Origin of the sequence: Plantibacter sp. MPB07, from assembly GCF_046619465.1 — a bacterium.
GTDB classification, from domain to species: Bacteria; Actinomycetota; Actinomycetes; order Actinomycetales; family Microbacteriaceae; genus Plantibacter; species Plantibacter auratus.
On the sequence record NZ_CP177043.1, the window covers coordinates 1,453,971 to 1,473,352 of the forward strand.

Below are 19,382 nucleotides of genomic sequence, written 5' to 3' on the forward strand. Positions count from 1 at the left end.
GCCGGGCTCGGCTGTCGCTCCGAATCCGCCGGTGAGGGCGGGTACGATGCGCACGACGATAGCAACGCCCGACGATCCGCGCGACGGATATCCGCCCGACAGCGTCATCCTGCGACACATTCCCCCGGCGGCGCTCCGGTCCTACGCTGATGCCATGACCATGACCATGGGCACCAGGCACCGGGGCGCCGAGCGCCGAGTACCCGGTTCGCGCGTCATCGCGTCCTGCGTGGCGGTGGTGATCGCCCTGTCCGGGTGCACGACCGCCGGTTCGCCCGTGCCGCGGGCGACACGCGCAGCCTCAGCCGAGGACATCGTGGTCGAGTTCCGTCAGAACCGGGACCAGTACGCGAGCGACGGCGCGATCGTCCGGGTCGGTAACGACGGCGACCACGACATCACGATCGTCGGACTCGAGCTGGCGGGGTCGGCGTTCACCGCGCCGACCGTCCGGGACCGATCCTCGACGGTCCGCGCTGGACAGACCACGGACCTCGCCGTCGAGCTGCCACCGATCGACTGCGACGCACGCGACGGGGACGTGCAGGTCGATCTCCTGCTCCGACTCGACGACGACTCGATCCTGTCCGCCGCCGACCTCCCCGATCCGACGAACGCGCTGCAGCGGATCCGTGCCTCGACGTGCACGGTGGCGGCCGTGCACCGCATCGCCGAGGTGGCAGCAGCTCCCGGGATCCGCCTCGAGGGTGCCGGAGCCACGACGGTCGCCGTCCTGACGATCACTGCCGTGCCGACGGGCGCCCCGGGTCGGCTGGAGCTCGTCGCGCTGCGCTCGACCGTCCTGCTGCGACCGGTGCCGACGGACGGCGGCGGTGACCCACCCCAGGACTGGCCGCTCAGCCTGACCGTCGACGCCGCCGACGGCCCGCAGTCCATCGAACTGCGGATCGTGCCGACGCGGTGCGACCCGCATGCCCTGGCGGAGGACAAGGTGGGGACCCTGTTCCCACTCGTCGTGCGGATCGACGACGGCCCGGAGGCCCTCATGACCCTGCCGCTCGACGCCGACACGGCGGAGGCGCTCAAGGATGCCGTCCGCGCGCGCTGCGCGTGAGGAGTCGGGTCAGCCGGCCACGGCGGGTGCCGGGACGACCTCGGCGAACGGCGCGAGGGCGGCGGCGAGCTCGGCACCGACCAGGGCGTGCACGATCGTGCCACGCTCGTCGTAGTCCGTCGACAGCACCTTGCCGCGTTCGTGCAGCAGCGTGACCAGGTCTCCGCGGTCGAAGGGCACGATGACGTGGACCTCGTTGCTCGGCGACGGGATCAGCGTCTCGATGCGCTCCATGAGCTCGTCGATCCCGAGACCGGTGCGGGCCGATACGAAGACGGCGTCCGGGACGAGACCGCGGAGCACGAGCAGCTGGCCGTCGTCCACGAGGTCGGCCTTGTTGAACACGACCAGCTCGGGGATGTGCCGAGCTCCGACCTCACCGATGACATCTCGCACGGTGGCGATCTGGCCGGCCGGGTCGGGGTGCGCGGCGTCGACGACGTGCACGATGACGTCGCTGTCGGCGACCTCCTCGAGCGTCGAGCGGAAGGCCTCGACCAGCTGGTGCGGCAGGTTGCGCACGAAACCGACCGTGTCGGCCAGGGTGTACTCGCGTCCGTCGGAGGTCACGTTGCGGCGGACCGTCGCGTCGAGCGTCGCGAAGAGCGAGTTCTCGACCAGGACGCCGGCCTTCGTGATGCGGTTCAGCAGGCTCGACTTGCCGGCGTTCGTGTACCCCGCGATCGCGACCGACGGCACAGTGTTGCGGCGACGGTTCGCCCGCTTGGCCTCGCGCGCCGGCTTCATCGCCGTGATCGACTTACGCAGTTTCGCCATACGGGTGTGGATGCGGCGTCGGTCGAGTTCGATCTTCGTCTCACCGGGGCCCCTCGACCCCATGCCGGCCCCGGCACCACCGACCTGACCACCGGCCTGACGGCTCATGGACTCACCCCAGCCGCGGAGGCGGGGCAGGAGGTACTCGAGTTGGGCGAGCTCGACCTGTGCCTTGCCCTCTCGGCTCTTCGCGTGCTGGCTGAAGATGTCGAGGATGACCGCCGTGCGGTCGATCACCTTCACGCCGACCGCGTCCTCGAGCGCGCGACGCTGGCTGGGTGCGAGTTCCGTGTCGGCGATCACCGTGTCGGCGCCGAGCGCCTGGACGATGGACTTCAGTTCCTGGGCCTTGCCTCGACCGAGATACGTGCTCGGGTCGGGGTGCGGTTTGCGCTGCAGGAGCCCGTCGAGCACGACGGCGCCGGCGGTCTCCGCGAGCGCTGCGAGTTCGCGCAGGGAGTTCTCCGCGTCGTGGAGCGCACCCTGCGGGTAGACACCGATGATGACGACGTTCTCCAGCCGGAGCTGCCGGTACTCGACCTCGGTGACGTCCTCGAGCTCGGTCGAGAGCCCGGCGACGCGACGGAGGGCCTGTCGGTCCTCGCGGTCGTACTGCTCGCCGTCGTCGGAGCTGCCGCCCGATGCATCGCCGGTCTGCAACGCCGCGGCACCGCTGCCGAACAGGGTGTACCCGCTCGATCGGGACGCGGCGCTCGTGAGCACGCGTGCGACGACGTCGTCGGGATCGGTGACCGAGGCGTCGTCCACCACCGCCTCGACATCGACATCGGTGTCGTCTGCGTGGTCCTGGGGTGCGTCCATCGGTGGTCTAGGCATCGCGTTAACCCTACTTCCTCCTGGTCCGGTACCGTTCCTGTATGTCGAACGAGCACTACTTCACCGCCGAACCCGCGAGCGAGTTGCAGCTCAAACCGATCACCGCACGGCTCGGCGGCGTCGACCGTTCGCTCGTCTCGGCGGGCGGCGTCTTCAGCCCAGGCCACCTCGATCAGGGCACCCAGGTGCTGCTCGCGAACACCCCTCCTCCCCCGCCGACGGGCGACCTCCTCGACATCGGCTGCGGCTGGGGCCCGATCGCCCTGTCGCTCGGGCTCGCGTCGCCGGACGCGACCGTCTGGGCGGTCGACGTGAACGAACGCGCGCTCGACCTGACCCGGATCAACGCGGAACGCCTCGGGCTCGCCAACATCCGTGCCGTCCTCCCCGACGACGTCCCCGACACGGTCCGCTTCGCGACCATCTGGTCGAACCCACCGATCCGCGTCGGCAAGGACGAACTGCACCGCATGCTCATGCACTGGTTGCCGCGGCTCGAGGACGAGGGCGACGCCTGGCTCGTCGTACAGAAGAACCTCGGCTCGGACTCACTGCAGAAGTGGTTGCAGGAGCAGCTGCCGACGTCGTTCCACGTCGGACGTGCGGCCATGGCCAAGGGCTTCCGCGTCCTGCACACCCGGCGCCGGGAGCTCCGTTCGGCCTGACCGGCTCAGGCCAGGGTGATCGTCCCGGAGTAGACGAGCGTCGCAGGTCCGGCCAGCACCACGTGCTCGCCGTCTGCGCCGGGAACCATGCGCACCCCGAGCGCTCCGCCCGGCACCTCGACGCGCCAGTCGTTCGGAGCCGCCGCGCCCGCCCAGTGGCGGAACGCGAGCGCCGCGGCAGCCGTCCCGGTGCCACAGCTCAGGGTCTCGCCGCTCCCGCGCTCGTGGACGCGCATGCGGATCCGTGCCACGCCGTCGGCGATGAGCGGCTCACCCGGGACGACCAGCTCGACGTTGGCACCGTGCGGCGGTACGGGGTCGAGCTGTGGGACGTACTCCAGTTCCGCTCCGTCGAGTTCGGCGGCGTCGGCGACCGCGACGACGATGTGCGGGTTGCCGACGTCGATTCCGATCCCCGGGCGGGCCACGGGCAGCCCCTTCACCCGGACGAGCGTCTCCCGCTCGTCGAGGCTCCAGCGGCCGAGGTCGACGGCGTAGCCGAGCGGGTCGTAGCCGACCATCCGGACGCCGGCGCGGGTGCCGATGGCGAGCTGTTCGCCGGGGGCCAGCTCAACGAGCCCGCTCTCGAGCAGGTAGTGCAGGAACACCCGGATGCCGTTGCCGCACATCTCCGCGACCGAACCGTCGGCGTTGTGGTAGTCCATGAACCACTCCGCGGCAGGGTCTTCAGCGAGCACGGCCGCCCCGGCATCGAGGTGCGCAGACCGGACGGCGCGGATGACGCCGTCGGCCCCGATCCCGAAATGCCGATCGCAGAGCGCCGCGATCTGGCCAGGATCGAGGGCCTCCTGGCCGTCGGGATCGGAGAAGAGCACGAAGTCGTTGCCCGTGCCGTGGCCCTTCGTGAAGGAGAGTGTCGACGCCATCCGACCAGTCTACGGGCGCACTCGGTGGGCCAGCTCACTGGCCTCGGTGCTGCCGCCCTCCACCCAGGTGATCGCCGGGTAGCGCTTGAACCAGCTGACCTGACGGCGCGCGTACCGCCTCGTCAGACGCTGGGTCTCGGCGATCGCCTGCGCTTCGGTGAGCTCCGACCGCAGTTGCGCCACCGCTTGCGCGTACCCGATCGCACGGGCGGCGGTGACGCCCTGCTCGAGGCCGTGCTCGAGCAGCTCAGCAGTCTCCGCGACGAGTCCTGCGGCCCACATCGTCTCGACGCGCCGGTCGAGGCGCTCGACGAGGACCTCTCGCGGCGTCGAGACCCCGATGACCTCGACCGGCCGCCATGGGACGGGGCGTTCCGGAAGCGCTGCACCGTGGCCGCGCTCGGCCAACTCGTGGACTTCGAGTGCGCGCACGACCCGGCGGGCGTTCGCCGCATCGATGCGGTCGGCGGTCGCGGGATCGGCCAGGCGGAGCCGCTCGATGAGCGCCGGGAGCCCCTCCTCCTCGAGTTCCCGTTCCAGGCGCTCGCGCAGGGCGCGGTCTCTCGGGGGGAACCGGAAGTCATGGATGACGCTCGAGACGTACAGCCCGGAACCGCCGACGAGGATCGGCGTCACCCCACGCGCGGTGAGCTCGTCGATCACCGCGCGAGCCGTCGGCTGGTACCAGGCGACGGACGCCTCCTCCGTGACGTCCAGGACGTCGAAGAGGTGGTGCGGGATCCCGCGCCGCTCCTCCATGGGCAGCTTCGCGGTCCCGATGTCCATGCCGCGATAGAACTGCATGGCATCGGCGTTGACGATCTCGGCTGGACGCCCCGCCTCGCGGAGAGCGGTCGCCAGCTCGAGCGACAGTGCGGACTTCCCCGTCCCGGTCGCTCCGACGACCGCGAGGAAGCCGGTCACCGACGTTCGCCGTCGCTCGGGTCGTAGATGGGCGACGTGGTCACGTCGACGGTCGGCGCCCCGATGCGCAGGCCCGGCAGGCCGAGCGAGACCCGGCCGGGCTCCGCCGCACCGGCCGGCGTCGGCACGCCGCAGGAGTCAGCCTGAGCTCGATCCCAGGCGTCTCCGGCTCGCGTCCGACGAACCCGCAGGGGTTCATCGCCGGGTGCATCGGCGATGAGGTGGAACGACGCTGCCACGGTGATGGTCACCGTCACGACGTCGCCCGGTCGCGGCACCTCGGAGCCCGCCGGCACCTCGAAGTGGACGAGCCGGGAGTCCTCGGCCCGCCCGCTCAGTCGATGCGTGGCGTCGTTCTTGCGGCCCTCGCCGACCGCGACGAGCAACTCGACCTGCCGGCCCACCTGGCGCTGGTTCTCCTCGAGACTGATGCGGTCCTGCAACGCGATGAGGCGCTCGTACCGCTCCTGCACGACGGCCTTCGGGACCTGATCGGGCATGGTGGCCGCCGGTGTGCCGGCACGGATCGAGTACTGGAAGGTGAAGGCGCTGGCGAACCGTGCGGCCTCGACCACGCGGAGGGTCTCCTGGAAGTCCTCCTCCGTCTCGCCGGGGAACCCGACGATGATGTCGGTGGAGATGGCCGCATGCGGGATCCTGGCACGGACCCGATCGAGGATCCCGAGGAAGCGCTCGGACCGGTAGGAGCGACGCATCGCCTTGAGGATGCGGTCGGAACCCGATTGCAGCGGCATGTGCAGTTGTGGCATCACGTTCGGCGTCTCGGCCATCGCATCGATCACGTCGTCGGTGAAGGCGGCCGGGTGCGGGCTCGTGAACCGGACGCGCTCCAAGCCCTCGATCGTGCCGGCCGCCCGCAGGAGCTTGCCGAACGCCTGACGATCCCCGAACTCGACACCGTAGGAGTTCACGTTCTGCCCGAGCAGCGTCACCTCGATGGCGCCGTCCTCGACGAGGGCGCGCAGCTCACCGAGGATCTCGCCCGGGCGACGGTCCTTCTCCTTGCCACGGAGCGACGGCACGATGCAGAAGGTGCACGTGTTGTTGCACCCGACGGAGATCGAGACCCAACCGCTGTAGCTGGAATCGCGTTTGGTCGGGAGGGTGGAGGGGAAGGTGTCGAGCGACTCCAGGATCTCCAGCTGGGCCTCGTCGTTGTGCCGAGCCCGCTCCAGCAGCGACGGCAGCGAGCCCATGTTGTGCGTCCCGAAGACGACGTCCACCCACGGGGCCTTCCGGAGGATGACCTCTTTGTCCTTCTGCGCCAGACAACCGCCGACGGCGATCTGCATGCCGCTGCGCTGCTTCTTGATCGATGCCAGGTGGCCGAGGTTGCCGTACAGCTTGTTGTCGGCGTTCTCGCGGACCGCGCAGGTGTTGATGACCACGATGTCGGCCTGCTCGCCGTCCGCCTTGACGTAACCGGCTGCCTCGAGCGACCCGCTGAGCCGCTCGGAGTCGTGCACGTTCATCTGGCACCCGTAGGTGCGGACCTCATAGCTCCGCTGCCGACCTGACTCGTCGATCGCGGCGGGTGAGGCGCTGATGACCGTGGGCGTCTCGACGATGCTGCTCATACCGGCAGTCTACGCGCGGCCTGAGATGCCTCCGGTCAGCGGAAACTCACGCCGGAACGCTTCGACCCCGACAGGGCACGCGAGCACGCCTCACGGATGATCGCCGAGCCATATCCGCGTCTCGCGAGATAGGCCGACAAACGTCGCTCGGCCGTCGCCTGATCGAGGGAGCGCAGTTGACCAGCACGCTTCTCGGCGACGACCAGCGCTCGTCGGAGCTCGTCGTCGTCGTCGATGGCTTCCAGTGCCTCGGAAACGATCGAGGCGTCGATGCGTCGCGAGGAGAGCTCGCGGCCGATCACCGCACGGGACTGCCCCTTGCGGGTGTGCAGGCTCTCGACGAGCTGCCGGGCGAGTTCGGCGTCGTCGAGATAGCCGCGTCGGCGGAGCTCGGCGAGGACGTGTTCGACTTCGTCGGGTGCGGCGTCGTGGCCGCGGAGGAGTTCCGCGATCTCCCACTCGGAACACCCGCGGCGGGCGAGTCGTCGGACCGCGAGCAGGTCGAGTTCGGCCAGCCGGACCTCTGGATCGACGGGAGCCTCGACCTCATCGACTTCGGCGCGGTCGTCTGCGTCGTCGTCCTCCGGCGCCTCGACGACCGAGGTCCAGGCGAGCGTCCGCGGGGCGGGCTCGGGTGGTGTCGTCGGGCTCGTCGCTGCGGGGGCATCGCTCGATGCGTCGCCCGGCGGGGTGGCCTCCGTCTCGTCGCGCTCGGTGGAGGTCCGTCGCAACGGAGCGACGGGACGCACGACGGGCGCGGCAACGACAGGAGCGTCGTCGGTCTGCCCGACGAACCAGCCGTCGGGCTCGGCAGCTGGATCGGGCGCCGGACGGCGCCCGAACAGCGAGGTCACGGGGGCCACGTGCTCCGACGACTCGTCGGCCGGACCGGCGGGAGGGAAGGAGACGACCATGGTGACCTCGCTGTTCGGGGCGTGCGTTACGCGCTGCGCTTCGCGGCGGACTTCGGTGCGCCGGCGGCTGCGAGCTGCGGGGCTCCACCGGTCGCCGCCTCGAGCGCGGCGGCCTCGGCAGCAGCGACCTCGGCTGCGGCGGCATCCGCGGCCTTCTTGGTTGCGGCACCCTCGGCACCGACACCGAGCTTGCCGAGGATCCGGCGCTCGATCTCAGCGGCGATGTCCGGGTTCTTCAGCAGGAAGTTCCGGGCGTTCTCCTTGCCCTGACCGAGCTGATCGCCCTCGTAGGTGTACCAGGCGCCGGCCTTCTTGACGATGGCGTGCTCGACACCGAAGTCGATCAACGACCCTTCGCGGGAGATGCCCACGCCGTACAGGATGTCGAACTCGGCCTGCCGGAAGGGCGGAGCCATCTTGTTCTTGACGACCTTCACCCGCGTACGGTTGCCCACGGCCTCCGTGCCGTCCTTCAGCGTCTCGATGCGACGGATGTCGAGGCGGACCGAGGCGTAGAACTTCAGGGCCTTGCCACCGGCGGTCGTCTCGGGGCTGCCGAACATCACACCGATCTTCTCGCGCAGCTGGTTGATGAAGATCATCGTCGTGTTCGTCTGGTTCAGGCCACCGGTCAGCTTGCGCAGGGCCTGCGACATGAGGCGGGCCTGCAGACCGACGTGCGAGTCACCCATGTCGCCCTCGATCTCGGCACGGGGCACGAGCGCGGCGACGGAGTCGATCACGATGAGGTCGATGGAACCCGAGCGCACGAGCATGTCGGCGATCTCGAGCGCCTGCTCACCCGTGTCGGGCTGGGAGACGAGCAGCGAGTCGATGTCGACGCCGAGCTTCTTTGCGTACTCGGGGTCGAGTGCGTGCTCCGCGTCGATGAAGGCGGCGATGCCGCCGGCACGCTGGGCGTTCGCGATGGCGTGCAGCGTGAGCGTCGTCTTACCTGACGACTCAGGCCCGTAGATCTCGACGATGCGGCCTCGCGGGAGCCCTCCGATGCCGAGCGCGACGTCGAGGGCGATCGAGCCGGTGGAGACGACCTCGACCGGTGCGCGCTCGTCGCTGCCGAGGCGCATCACCGAGCCCTTGCCGAACTGACGGTCGATCTGGGCGAGTGCGGTTTCGAGGGACTTCTCGCGTTCAGCTGGACTTGGCATGGTGTGCTTCTCTCTGCTCGGTGTCGGGTGCCTATAGGCTGTCGCCGCGTGTTCCGGGACCCGCTTCTGCTGAAGGTCGGGACCCGAGGGCGACAAGGCGTCGGTCGTTCCTGATGTCTCCGACGGTACGCGCCACCACCGACATGCACTGGTGGACGGCTCGATCCGTGCAGAACGCACTCACGAATGATCCTGTGGAGGACACTAGCACCACTAGAACGGATGTTCGATACCGATCGGGCGGCGTGTCGAAGACCGCTTCGCCCGTGGCACTGGACGCGCTACGCGCCCGGCTGCAGCCGTCCGACGCCGTGGCGTCGCTCGTCCGGCACGTCGGTCGCGGTACAGAGCGCGATCCAGACGTCGCGGGGCGGGACACCGGCGCGCAACGCCTCCTCGGCGGTCTTCGAGCCGAACTCGGTGAGTCCGAGGTCACCGGTGAGTACCGCTCCGTACGCCGCGCCGAACTCGTCGGCGACGGCCGTCCTGAACTCACTCAGCTTCATTCCTGCTCCTGTCCCTTCCTCCGTCGTCCGTCCGGACGCGGAAACGCCCCGGGAGAGGGATCCCGGGGCGTTCTGCTGCCGTGCTCGCTCGATCAGCGGGAGACGAGTTCGTCCAGCTCGTTGACCAGTTCGTCCGGAACGGTGTCCGGGATGTTCGGGGAGAGACCCTCGATGACCGCGAGGCGGTCTCCGACCTCTCGCATGATGACGGAGATGGGGGTGTCGAGGGCGTCGGCCACCGAAGCGAGGATCTCGCTCGACGCCTCCTTCTGGCCTCGTTCGACCTCGCTCAGGTATCCGAGTGCGACGCTCGCCTTGCTCGCCACCTGGCGCAAGGTGCGACCCTTCTGCAACCGGAAGTCCCTCAGCACGTCGCCGATCTCTTGACGGACTAGAACCACGTGACCCTCCCTCTGTGCTCTACGACCTCGTGTCGTACAGCGCTCTGCTTCTCCAACGCGGATTCACGTCGTCCCAGCTGATCGCCGTCTCGTTCGTGGATGGCCAACATTACAACCACCGTATGCCGAACAGTAACCAGGATCACTGGGCTTTTCTTGTGAATACGTCATCTGTAACGCGATGGAAACGGACGGTATTCCGCCGAACGGACCCGGCGTTCACTGGAGTGCGCCGAGTTCGCGCACGAGGGCTTCCAACGCCAGCTCCACGGTCCGGTGTCGGATCTCCTGGCGGCCTCCGTCCAGGGTGAGCGGCACCACCCGTCCACCCGCTCGCGTCACGATGCCCACGAAGACCGTCCCGACGGCCTGGCCGTCCTGCGGGTCCGGTCCTGCGACGCCGGTCGTGGCGATACCGACGTCTGCCGGAAGCCCGTCGATCGCCAGGGCACGGCGCACGCCGTCCGCCATCTGGAGGGCCACCTCCGGGTGCACGGCGCCATGGAGCGCGAGGAGGCCGGCGTCGACTCCGAGCAACGAGTGCTTCAGGCGGGTGTCGTACGCGACCACACCGCCTCGGACCGTCGCGGACGCGCCGGGCACGCTGATGAGCGCCGCGGCCAGCAGCCCGCCGGTCAGGGACTCCGCGACACCGATCGTCAACCGGGCGTCGATGAGCGCGTGGACCGCCGAGGCGGCACCGGCGTCGGCCGACTCGACGGCGTCGGACGTCATCGCTTGACCTGCCGGTCGGCGCGAGACCCCCGGACGGCGGTGACGACGTAGTCGATGCCGCTGGCGATGGTCAGGAGCACGGCGATGGTCATGAAGACCCCGTTCACCCAGAGCACCCAGTCACCGAGGAGCACCCAGAACGGCGCGAGGGCGAGTGAGATCGCGACGGCCTGTGCCAGGGTCTTGAGCTTCCCCATCCACGCGGCGGCGACGACATGGTCGGAGATCACGATGAAGCGGTGGACGGTGATGCCGATCTCGCGCACGAGCACGACGGCCGTGACCCACCACGGCAGTTCGCCGAGGATCGACAACGCGAAGAGCGCTCCGCCCGTCAGCACCTTGTCGGCGATCGGGTCGAGGATCTTGCCGAGGTCCGTCACGAGGTTGCGACTGCGGGCGATGTGTCCGTCGATGCCGTCGCTCGCGATCGCCACGACGAAGAGCAGGGCGGCCCACCACCGCAGTGCGCCGTCGGAACCGTCGTCCGCCAACAGCATCCACATGAACACCGGTGCGAGCACGATCCTCGCGACGGTGATCGCGTTCGGGAGGTTCCAGTTCGAGATGCGTGGCTCAGCAGCCGACGCGTTCGATGCCGTCATGTCTACTCCCGACCGGTGAGACTCCAGGCGTCTTCGTCAGAACCGCCCTCGACCTCAGGATAGTCCTGGAACTGGGCCTCGACCGGGTCCGCACCGTAGGGGTCGGGCTCGACGCCGCCGACAGTGCCGGCGACCGGGGCTGCCGCGGCGGCTGTCGAAGCCGCCGCCGCTGGGGCCGGAGCGGCCGAACCGTCGTCCTCGCCGCGCAGACGGGCCAGGACACCCGGCAGCTGCTCCGCGGTGACGAGGACGTCGCGGGCCTTCGAGCCCTCGGACGGGCCGACGATCTCGCGCGACTCCATGAGGTCCATGAGCCGGCCGGCCTTCGCGAAACCGACCCGCAGCTTCCGCTGCAGCATCGAGGTCGATCCGAACTGCGTCGACACCACGAGCTCCGCTGCGGCGAGCAGGAGTTCGAGATCGTCGCCGATGTCCGCGTCGATCTCCTTGCGCTCGGCGACGGCCTGGACGTCCTTCCGGTACTCCGGCCGCGCCTGGTTCGTGACGTGTTCGACGACCCGCTGGATCTCGTTCTCGCCGACCCATGCGCCCTGCACACGGATGGACTTGTTCGCACCCATCGGCAGGAACAGGGCGTCGCCCTGACCGATGAGCTTGTCGGCGCCCGGCTGGTCAAGGATGACCCGGGAATCGGTGACGCTCGTGACGGCGAAGGCGAGGCGCGAGGGGACGTTCGCCTTGATGAGGCCGGTGACGACGTCGACCGACGGACGCTGCGTCGCGAGGACGAGGTGGATACCGGACGCACGGGCCAGCTGCGTGATGCGGACGATGGAGTCCTCGACGTCGCGGGGGGCGACCATCATCAGGTCGGCGAGCTCGTCGACGACGACCAACAGGTAGGGGTAGGGCTTCAGCACGCGTTCGCTGCCCGAGGGGAGGACGATCTCGTTGGCCACGACGGCTTTGTTGAAGTCATCGATGTGCCGGTAGCCGAAGCTCGCGAGGTCGTCGTACCGCATGTCCATCTCCTTCACGACCCACTGCAGCGCTTCCGCCGCCTTCTTCGGGTTCGTGATGATGGGCGTGATGAGGTGCGGGACGCCCGCGTACGGCGCGAGCTCGACGCGTTTGGGGTCGATGAGGACCATGCGCACCTCGCTCGGCTTGGCGCGCATGAGGAGCGAGGTGATCATCGAGTTCACGAAGACCGACTTGCCGGAGCCGGTCGACCCGGCGACCAGGAGGTGCGGCATCTTCGCGAGGTTCGCGACGACGTAGCCGCCGCCGACGTCCTTGCCGACGCCGATCGTCATCGGGTGGTTGCTGTTCGTGGCCGCCGTCGAGCGCAGGATGTCGCCGAGGGTGACGATCTCGCGGTCGGTGTTCGGGATCTCGATGCCGATGGCGCTCTTCCCCGGGATGGGCGAGAGGATGCGGACCTCGTTGGACGCCACGGCGTAGGAGAGGTTCTTGCTGAGTGCCGTCACCCGCTCGACCTTGACGCCCGGGCCGAGCTCGATCTCGTACTGCGTCACGGTCGGGCCGCGGGAGAAGCCCGTGACCTTCGCGTCGACGCCGAACTGGTCGAGGACGCTCGTGATCGCAGCGACCGCTTCGTCGTTGGCCGCGCTGTGCGTCTTCGCTGGCTCACCCGCCGCCAGGGTCCCTGCGGACGGGAGACGATACGGCGTGTCGTCCTGGCCCTGCTGCGCCATCGGGCGCGCCGAGAAGTCGATCTGGTCGGGTGCACCGAGGAGCGCCGGGTCGAGGTCTTCGATGACCTCGGTCGCGCCGGGGATGCTGTCGTCATGCAGACCCGTCTGCGGTTTGATCTCGCCCGTGTTGAACCGCTTGACGGCGCTCTCCGCCGCTTCGAGGTCGCCGAGGAGCTCGGAGCCGAAGGCGTCGTGCACCGGAGCGACCTTTGGCGACGCGGCAGGCATGGCCACCGGTTCGAGCGGCGAGTCGAACCCGCCGGACGGCTTCTCGAGGCCGAGGAGCTCGGTCATGTTGTCGCCCATGAGCGGGTCCTCGAACGTCGGGTCGTCCTCGCGACGGCTCGTGTTGCGACGCCACCACGGCAGTGCCGCCGGCTCGTCGGGTTCCTCGTCGAGGTCGTCGAGTCGCTTCGTCCGCGCGCTCTTCGGCTCCGCGGGCTCTCCTTCTGGTGCCTCTGGCTGCTCGCCGAACATCCAGGTGGAGAACTGCCGCACGCGGGCACCGACGCGGTTCGGCGGCGTCTTGGTCACGATGAAGAGGCTGAGGAGGATGAGGAGCGAGATGAGGACGGTTGCGCCGATCGGGGTGATGATCGCGGCGAGCGGAGCGCCGAGGATCCACCCGAGGAGACCGCCGGCCTGCGCCAGCGCGGGCAGGCCCTCACTCGGGTTCGGCTGGCCGCCGTGGATGTGGCAGAGCGCCGAGATGCTGATGAGAAGCAGACCGAGGCCGATGCTGATGCGGCCGTTGTCGTCGACCGAGGCCGGGTGCCGGAACAGCCAGACCGCGAACACGATCATGATGACCGGGAGCACGAAGGCGAGTCGGCCGAAGAGGCCGCCGAACGACCAGGCGTCGAAGGTCTGGGCGACCGGGTCGGCCGCGCCGAACCACTCGACGACGGCACCGACGACGGCCAGCAGGAAGAGCAGGAAGGGGAAGCCGTCGCGACGGTCCTCCTTGGCGATGCGCTCGGGGCCGAGGGCTCTGACCGCTCCACCGACGCCGTGCGCGAGACCGAGCCACATCGAGGTCAGCACACTGCGCTGCTCCTCGGCGGACGGATAGGCGACGGTCTTCTGCTGCTTCGTCGTCGACGCGCCCGCCTTGGTGCCGGGCTTGGTGTTCGTCTTCGTGCTCGTGGTGCGCGACGAAGCGCCGCTCGGCGAGGAAGCGCTGCGCGAACGGCTGGTCGAGTTGGAACGTGCGGCCATGCGTTCACGGTACTCGTCGCCACCGACGCAGCCCGGCAAGCTGGCGGGGTGTCCACGATCCGCGATCCGCCGGGCGGTCAGCGCAGATTCAGGACCATCGTGTCACGGGTCCCCCGCCGGTCCACGGTCGCGAACCCCTCGGTGCGGTACAGCGAGACGGCGTGGTTCGCCCGCTCCACGCTCAGGCTGATGCGCTGGTACCCGGCCGCTCTGGCGAGCTGCACGGTCGCGCGGAGCAACTGCCGGCCGACACCCTGGGCGCGGTGGATCGGACTGACCCCCAGGATGAGTTCGGGGACGCCGCCCGCCACGTACCCGAACCCGGGTGCATCGGACGGGAAGAGTCGATACCAGCACGCCCCGACGGGCGCACCGTCCTGCCCGACGGCGACGACCCCGGCGTCGCCGGGGCGACGCCAGCCGTGCACATACCGGGTGTGCTGCGCATCGGCGAGGACGGCGGACCGGGGACGGGGCGCGACGGCGTTCCAGTTCGCCGCCTCGACCATCATGTCGGTGAGGACGCGCACATCAGCCACCGCGGCGTCGCGGATCGAGTAGACCGCCATGGACGGATGGTACGCCACCGGTGTTTCGAGCAGATGACGCGTGAGGGGTCGCCGTCGGTCAGTACCGGATGGCGTCGATCACCTTCACGCGGACGGCGACGAGCGCCGGGAGGAGCCCGGCGATCGCCCCGACGGCCGTGGCACTCACCAGCCCGAGGACCGCCGCCTCGATGGGGAACGGCGGGAAGTCCGTCACGAGCCCTTGACCGATGAACTGCTCGACGATCGGACTCTTCACGACGGCGACGGCGAGCATGACGCCGATGACCCCGGCGACGAAGGTGGCGACGACACTCTCCATCATCACGGCGAAGAACACCCGCGGCGCGGTCGCCCCGAAACTGCGTCGGATCCCGATCTCGCGGATCCGCTGGCGGACGGTGACGAGCGAGAGGTTGATCAGCCCGAGGGCTCCGAGCAGGAGGATGAGCCCGGCGACCGCGCCGACCACGAGCTTCAACGACAGGAGCGGGTCTTCCCCCGTCTGGCCGAAGTCGTTGCGGAACACGTCGACGCCGTACGCGTCACCGAGTTCGGCACGCAGGTCGGACTGGATCCGCTGGGTGAAGGCCTCGGCGTCCGCGTTCGGGACCCAGAACTCGAACTGCGGCAACTGACCGGGCTGCCCCATGCCCTCCTCGGCGCCGGACACCGGACCGATGAGCGCTGTCCCCGCGGGCAGGATCGACAGCTGCGGTTCGGTGTCCCACTCGTTGCTCGCGTACACCCCGACGATCACGGCCGTGACCGGGTGCTCACCGTGGACCGTGACCGTGGGGTGCGTCTCGATGGGTGGTGAGCCCAGGCGCTGCCAGAACGCCGGGTTCACGACGATCGCGGGTGCGAGGCGGTCGCCGTCGTCCTCCTGGAACCAGGCGCCCTCGTCGAGTCTGATGCGGTGCATCTCGCCGTATGGGACGTCGACGACGGTGGACTGCACCGGCACGGTTCCGTCGGCGAACTGCACGTTCAACTGGGTGCTGCCGGATTGCGAGACGTACCCGATGCCGTACCGCTCGGCGAGGTCGTGCACCGCCGTGATGTAGGTCTCCGGGTCGGGTTGCTCCGTTCCGGTGCCGTAGGCCGACGCCATGAGCGTGGCGGGCCGGCCGCCGTAGCGTTCCTGCGACTCCGTCTGGGCCTGCGCCGCGAGCGACGACATGCCGACCATGCTCGTGAGGGCGCACACCGCGACGCCGACGCCGATGAGCGAGAGGATGACCCGGCCACGATGGATCCGCAGCTCCTGGGCGGCCTCGACGACCGCTCCGACGATCGAGGTCAGGATCCTAGACATCCGCTGCCTCCAGTTCGTGATCGGGAGTGAGCACGCCGTGGTCGAGACGGTGGTGGGTCGTCGCGAGTCGGGCGATCGCCCGGTCGTGGGTGATCGTCACGAGGGCGGCGCCCGTGGAGGTCGCCACCTCGTCGAGCAGGGACATGACGGAGGTGCCGGTCTCGACGTCGAGAGCGCCGGTCGGCTCGTCCGCGAGGATGAGCCGTGGCCCGCGGACGAGTGAGCGCGCGATCGCGACGCGCTGCTGCTCGCCGCCGGACAGTTTCGTCGGCATCGCATCGAGGCGGTCACCGAGTCCGACGCGTTCGAGCATCGCGGCGGCGATCTCGCGGCGACGCCAGAACGAGCGTCCACTCGCGTAGAGGAGCGGCGTCGTGACGTTCTCGAGCGCGGTCCGGCCCGGCAGGAGGTTGAACTGTTGGAAGACGAAACCGATCTGGGCTCCGCGCAGGCGGTCGCGCGCACCGGACCCGAGATGCTCCGCCGGCCGGCCGTCGAAGACGAGCGATCCGGAGGTCGGCTTGTCGAGCAGGCCGAGCAGGTTCAGGAGCGTCGACTTGCCCGAACCCGACCGACCGACGATGGAGACGCGATCGCCCTCGTGCACCTCGAGGTCGACGCCGTCGAGGATCGTCAGCGGCGGCGCATCGGGGATCTGGACGACCCTGGTGACCCCGCGGAGTTCGAGGAGCGTCACCCGACCGACCCGTCGCAGGCCATGCTGCCGTCCGGAAGCGTGGTGCACCCTTCGGGCGCGGGTGCGACGGCTCCAGGGACGAACTGGAGCACCGAGTCGCCTTCGGCGACGCCGTCGACGATCTGCACCTGCTGCCCGTCGTTCAGTCCCAGCGTGACCGGCCGTTCCTCCTGCGCACCGTCGGCGCCGACGACCCAGACGGTCCCGGTCCCGGCCGAACCCTTGACCGCGGTCGTCGGGAGCACGAGGACGTTCTCGGCGACGCCGCCCGCGAGTTCGATCGTCGCGGCGAGTCCGGCGAAGACCCGGACGTCACCGGGCACCGCGCAGGTGACGGCGGTTCCGCCGGCACCGGGTGTCTGCCCGGATCCACCGCCCGTCGTCGGCTCCTCCTCGTCGCCACCGCTCGACGGCGTCGTGACGCGCACCGCCGGACAGACGAACGGGGCCGGGCCGCCGTTGATGGTGACCGTCGCCTCGCCGGGGATGGTGAGCAGACGGTACTGTTTGTCGGCGCTCAACGCCCCGGTGATCGAGAACGTGGCCGGTGACACCTGCGCCACCGCGTCGCCGATCTGCACCGACTGCCCGTGGATGAGCTTGACGTTGCCGAGGGTGCCCGCGACCGGCGCGGTCACCTGCACGTACCGCTCCTTGCCTTCCTCGTCGATCGTCTTGACGTCGAGGATGGGATCGCCCTCCGCGAGGACGGCCCCCTTGGCCGCGAACACCTCGTCAACGGTGCCGGCGACGGTCGACTTCGCCGTGCTGGCCGGGTCGGCGACGACCTGGCCCTCCACCGAGACGGTGTTGACCACGGTGCCGAGCGCCGCCTGGACCTGTGGTTCCACGAGGCTCCCGGTCGGCTGCGTCGGCCCCTCCTCCTGCGGTGCGTCCGGGAAGAACGCGACCTTCACGAGCGCCACCGCGATCGCGGCGAAGACGAGCAGTTTCAGAATGGGGAACACCCAGGTGCGGACAATGCCCACGCCGACCTCCGGAATCCACCGCAGTCGGAGTGACGAGCGGCCATAGGGGATTCCAAGGTAGCAACGCGGAAGGCGGCCGGACATCACCCTCGCGAATGATGTTCGACCGCCTCCTGGCGGGTGGGACCGAGCGGACCCGACCCGTGATCAGGCCTCGATGACGAGCGGGACGATCATCGGGCGGCGACGGAAGGACGTGTTGACCCAGCGGCCGACGGTCCGACGGATCACCTGCGACAGCGCGTGCGTGTCGCGGACGCCGTTCTCCGCCGCCTCGGCGAGTGCCTTGGCGACCTTCGGCTTGATGTCGGCGAAGACCTTGTCATCCTCGGCGAAGCCCTTCGCGTGCACCTCGGGGCCGGAGATGATGTGCCCGGTCTTCGAGTCGACGACGACGATGACCGAGATGAAGCCCTCCTCCGCCAGGATGCGACGGTCCTTGAGGTCGGCGTCGGTGATCTCGCCGACGGTCGAGCCGTCGACGTAGACGAGCCCGACGTCGAGCTGGCCGACGACCTTCGCGACGCCGTCCTTCAGGTCGATGACGATGCCGTCCTCGCCGATGAAGGTGTTCTGCGCCGGGACACCGCTGTCGATCGCGAGCTTCTGGTTCGCGACGAGGTGACGGTACTCGCCGTGGACCGGGAGCACGTTCTTCGGCTGGAGGATGTTGTAGCAGTAGAGCAGCTCACCGGCGGCTGCGTGACCGGAGACGTGGACCTTCGCGTTGCCCTTGTGGACGACGGTGGCGCCGAGCTTCGTCAAGCCGTCGATGACCCGGTAGACCGCGTTCTCGTTGCCCGGGATGAGGCTCGAGGCGAGGATGACGGTGTCGCCCGGGCCCGGCTCGATCGCGTGGTCGAGGTTCGCCATCCGACTGAGGACGGCCATCGGCTCGCCCTGTGACCCGGTCGACATGTAGACGATCTTGTCCTCGGGGAGGTCCTTCGCCTTCTTGTAGTCGATGAGCAGGCCCTCGGGGACGTTCAGGTACCCGAGGTCGGCTGCGATCCCCATGTTGCGCACCATGGAACGACCGAGGAACGCGACCCGGCGGCCGTGGGCGTGAGCCGCGTCGAGGACCTGCTGGACGCGGTGCACGTGACTCGAGAAGCTCGCGACGATGACACGGCGCTCGGACTTCGCGATGACCTGGTCGAGGACCGGCCCGATGGACCGCTCGAGCGGTGTGAAGCCCGGCACGTCGGCGTTCGTCGAGTCGACGAGGAAGAGGTCGACGCCTTCTTCACCGAGGCGGGCGAAGGCGCGGAGGTCCGTCAGGCGGCCGTCGAGCGGCAGCTGGTCCATCTTGAAGTCACCGGTCACGAGGACGGTGCCGGCGTCGGTGTCGATGAACACCGCGAGCGCGTCCGGGATCGAGTGGTTGACCGCGACGAACTCGAGGTCGAACGGCCCCAGCGCCTCGATCTGGCCCTCCTTCACCGGCAGGGTGTAGGGGACGATGCGGTGCTCCTTGAGCTTCGCCTCGATGAGCGCGAGCGTCAGGCCGGAACCGATCAGCGGGATGTCCTTGCGGAGCTTCAGGAGGTACGGCACGGCGCCGATGTGGTCCTCGTGACCGTGCGTGAGCACGACGCCGACGATGTCGTCGAGCCGGTCCTTGATGGAGGTGAAGTCGGGCAGGATCAGGTCGACGCCCGGCTGGTGCTCTTCGGGGAAGAGCACGCCGCAGTCGACGATCAGGATCTTGCCGTCGATCTCGAAGCAGGTCATGTTCCTGCCGATCTCGCCGAGTCCTCCGATGGGGATGACGCGGAGCGTCCCCGGCTCGAGGACTGGCGGATCGATGATGGTATTGGGCATGTAGCCCCCCTCTGGT

Annotated in this window: 18 protein-coding genes; 2 read left to right on the forward strand and 16 right to left on the reverse strand. The window is 69.3% G+C overall.

The window, feature by feature from the left end; all coding sequences use genetic code 11:
• Nucleotides 1-154: 154 nt before the first annotated feature.
• Entirely contained in the window at nucleotides 155-1,075 is a 921-nt protein-coding gene (locus tag ACLIME_RS06830) for a hypothetical protein (RefSeq protein WP_411558493.1), read from the forward strand.
• A gap of 9 nt (nucleotides 1,076-1,084) precedes the next feature.
• Here ACLIME_RS06830 and hflX read toward each other — a convergent pair whose 3' ends face one another.
• Nucleotides 1,085-2,689 (reverse strand): GTPase HflX, encoded by a 1,605-nt coding sequence (hflX, locus tag ACLIME_RS06835; RefSeq protein WP_228498742.1) that lies wholly within the window; start codon nucleotides 2,687-2,689, stop codon nucleotides 1,085-1,087.
• A gap of 41 nt (nucleotides 2,690-2,730) precedes the next feature.
• Between hflX and ACLIME_RS06840 the strand changes: the two genes are divergently transcribed.
• Nucleotides 2,731-3,354: a class I SAM-dependent methyltransferase gene (locus tag ACLIME_RS06840; RefSeq protein WP_079707080.1), complete on the forward strand. Its 624-nt coding sequence runs from the start codon at nucleotides 2,731-2,733 to the stop codon at nucleotides 3,352-3,354.
• Nucleotides 3,355-3,359: 5 nt separating this feature from the next.
• Here the strand turns inward: ACLIME_RS06840 and dapF are convergent, their stop codons facing one another.
• The 15 genes from dapF to ACLIME_RS06915 all read right to left on the reverse strand — a co-directional run bounded on the left by dapF (nucleotide 3,360) and on the right by ACLIME_RS06915 (nucleotide 19,366).
• The gene (dapF, locus tag ACLIME_RS06845) at nucleotides 3,360-4,241 is read right to left on the reverse strand and encodes a diaminopimelate epimerase (protein ID WP_124769508.1); all 882 of its coding nucleotides are present in this window, start codon (nucleotides 4,239-4,241) and stop codon (nucleotides 3,360-3,362) included.
• Between the two features lie 9 nt (nucleotides 4,242-4,250).
• Nucleotides 4,251-5,165: a tRNA (adenosine(37)-N6)-dimethylallyltransferase MiaA gene (gene miaA / locus ACLIME_RS06850; protein ID WP_411558494.1), complete on the reverse strand. Its 915-nt coding sequence runs from the start codon at nucleotides 5,163-5,165 to the stop codon at nucleotides 4,251-4,253.
• Nucleotides 5,162-6,763, reverse strand: a complete 1,602-nt coding sequence (miaB, locus tag ACLIME_RS06855; protein ID WP_411558495.1) for a tRNA (N6-isopentenyl adenosine(37)-C2)-methylthiotransferase MiaB — start codon at nucleotides 6,761-6,763, stop codon at nucleotides 5,162-5,164. The genes miaA and miaB overlap by 4 nt, the downstream gene beginning before the upstream one ends.
• A 35-nt stretch (nucleotides 6,764-6,798) precedes the next feature.
• Nucleotides 6,799-7,677 (reverse strand): regulatory protein RecX, encoded by an 879-nt coding sequence (locus tag ACLIME_RS06860; protein ID WP_411558496.1) that lies wholly within the window; start codon nucleotides 7,675-7,677, stop codon nucleotides 6,799-6,801.
• A 26-nt stretch (nucleotides 7,678-7,703) separates the two neighbouring features.
• Nucleotides 7,704-8,846, reverse strand: a complete 1,143-nt coding sequence (recA, locus tag ACLIME_RS06865) for a recombinase RecA (protein ID WP_079707085.1) — start codon at nucleotides 8,844-8,846, stop codon at nucleotides 7,704-7,706.
• A gap of 281 nt (nucleotides 8,847-9,127) precedes the next feature.
• Complete coding sequence (locus tag ACLIME_RS06870; RefSeq protein WP_079707086.1) at nucleotides 9,128-9,352, reverse strand: DUF3046 domain-containing protein; 225 nt, start codon at nucleotides 9,350-9,352, stop codon at nucleotides 9,128-9,130.
• A gap of 92 nt (nucleotides 9,353-9,444) precedes the next feature.
• Nucleotides 9,445-9,753: a helix-turn-helix domain-containing protein gene (locus tag ACLIME_RS06875; RefSeq protein ID WP_056012120.1), complete on the reverse strand. Its 309-nt coding sequence runs from the start codon at nucleotides 9,751-9,753 to the stop codon at nucleotides 9,445-9,447.
• 219 nt (nucleotides 9,754-9,972) lie between these two features.
• Nucleotides 9,973-10,488 (reverse strand): CinA family protein, encoded by a 516-nt coding sequence (locus ACLIME_RS06880; RefSeq protein WP_079707087.1) that lies wholly within the window; start codon nucleotides 10,486-10,488, stop codon nucleotides 9,973-9,975.
• Nucleotides 10,485-11,093, reverse strand: coding sequence for a CDP-diacylglycerol--glycerol-3-phosphate 3-phosphatidyltransferase (gene pgsA / locus ACLIME_RS06885; protein ID WP_411558497.1), 609 nt, complete (start codon nucleotides 11,091-11,093; stop codon nucleotides 10,485-10,487). The genes ACLIME_RS06880 and pgsA overlap by 4 nt, the downstream gene beginning before the upstream one ends.
• A 2-nt stretch (nucleotides 11,094-11,095) precedes the next feature.
• Nucleotides 11,096-13,990 (reverse strand): DNA translocase FtsK 4TM domain-containing protein, encoded by a 2,895-nt coding sequence (locus ACLIME_RS06890; protein ID WP_411558498.1) that lies wholly within the window; start codon nucleotides 13,988-13,990, stop codon nucleotides 11,096-11,098.
• Between the two features lie 77 nt (nucleotides 13,991-14,067).
• Nucleotides 14,068-14,559 (reverse strand): GNAT family N-acetyltransferase, encoded by a 492-nt coding sequence (locus ACLIME_RS06895; RefSeq protein ID WP_079707090.1) that lies wholly within the window; start codon nucleotides 14,557-14,559, stop codon nucleotides 14,068-14,070.
• Nucleotides 14,560-14,617: 58 nt separating this feature from the next.
• Nucleotides 14,618-15,856, reverse strand: coding sequence for an ABC transporter permease (locus tag ACLIME_RS06900; protein WP_124769514.1), 1,239 nt, complete (start codon nucleotides 15,854-15,856; stop codon nucleotides 14,618-14,620).
• A complete protein-coding gene (locus ACLIME_RS06905) occupies nucleotides 15,849-16,553 on the reverse strand; it encodes an ABC transporter ATP-binding protein (RefSeq protein ID WP_411558499.1) in 705 nt (234 codons plus the stop codon). Before ACLIME_RS06905 ends, ACLIME_RS06900 begins: the two co-directional genes overlap by 8 nt.
• A complete protein-coding gene (locus ACLIME_RS06910; RefSeq protein ID WP_124769515.1) occupies nucleotides 16,550-17,542 on the reverse strand; it encodes an efflux RND transporter periplasmic adaptor subunit in 993 nt (330 codons plus the stop codon). Before ACLIME_RS06910 ends, ACLIME_RS06905 begins: the two co-directional genes overlap by 4 nt.
• Nucleotides 17,543-17,689: 147 nt before the next feature.
• Nucleotides 17,690-19,366, reverse strand: a complete 1,677-nt coding sequence (locus tag ACLIME_RS06915; protein ID WP_064294449.1) for a ribonuclease J — start codon at nucleotides 19,364-19,366, stop codon at nucleotides 17,690-17,692.
• Between the last annotated feature and the right edge of the window lie 16 nt (nucleotides 19,367-19,382).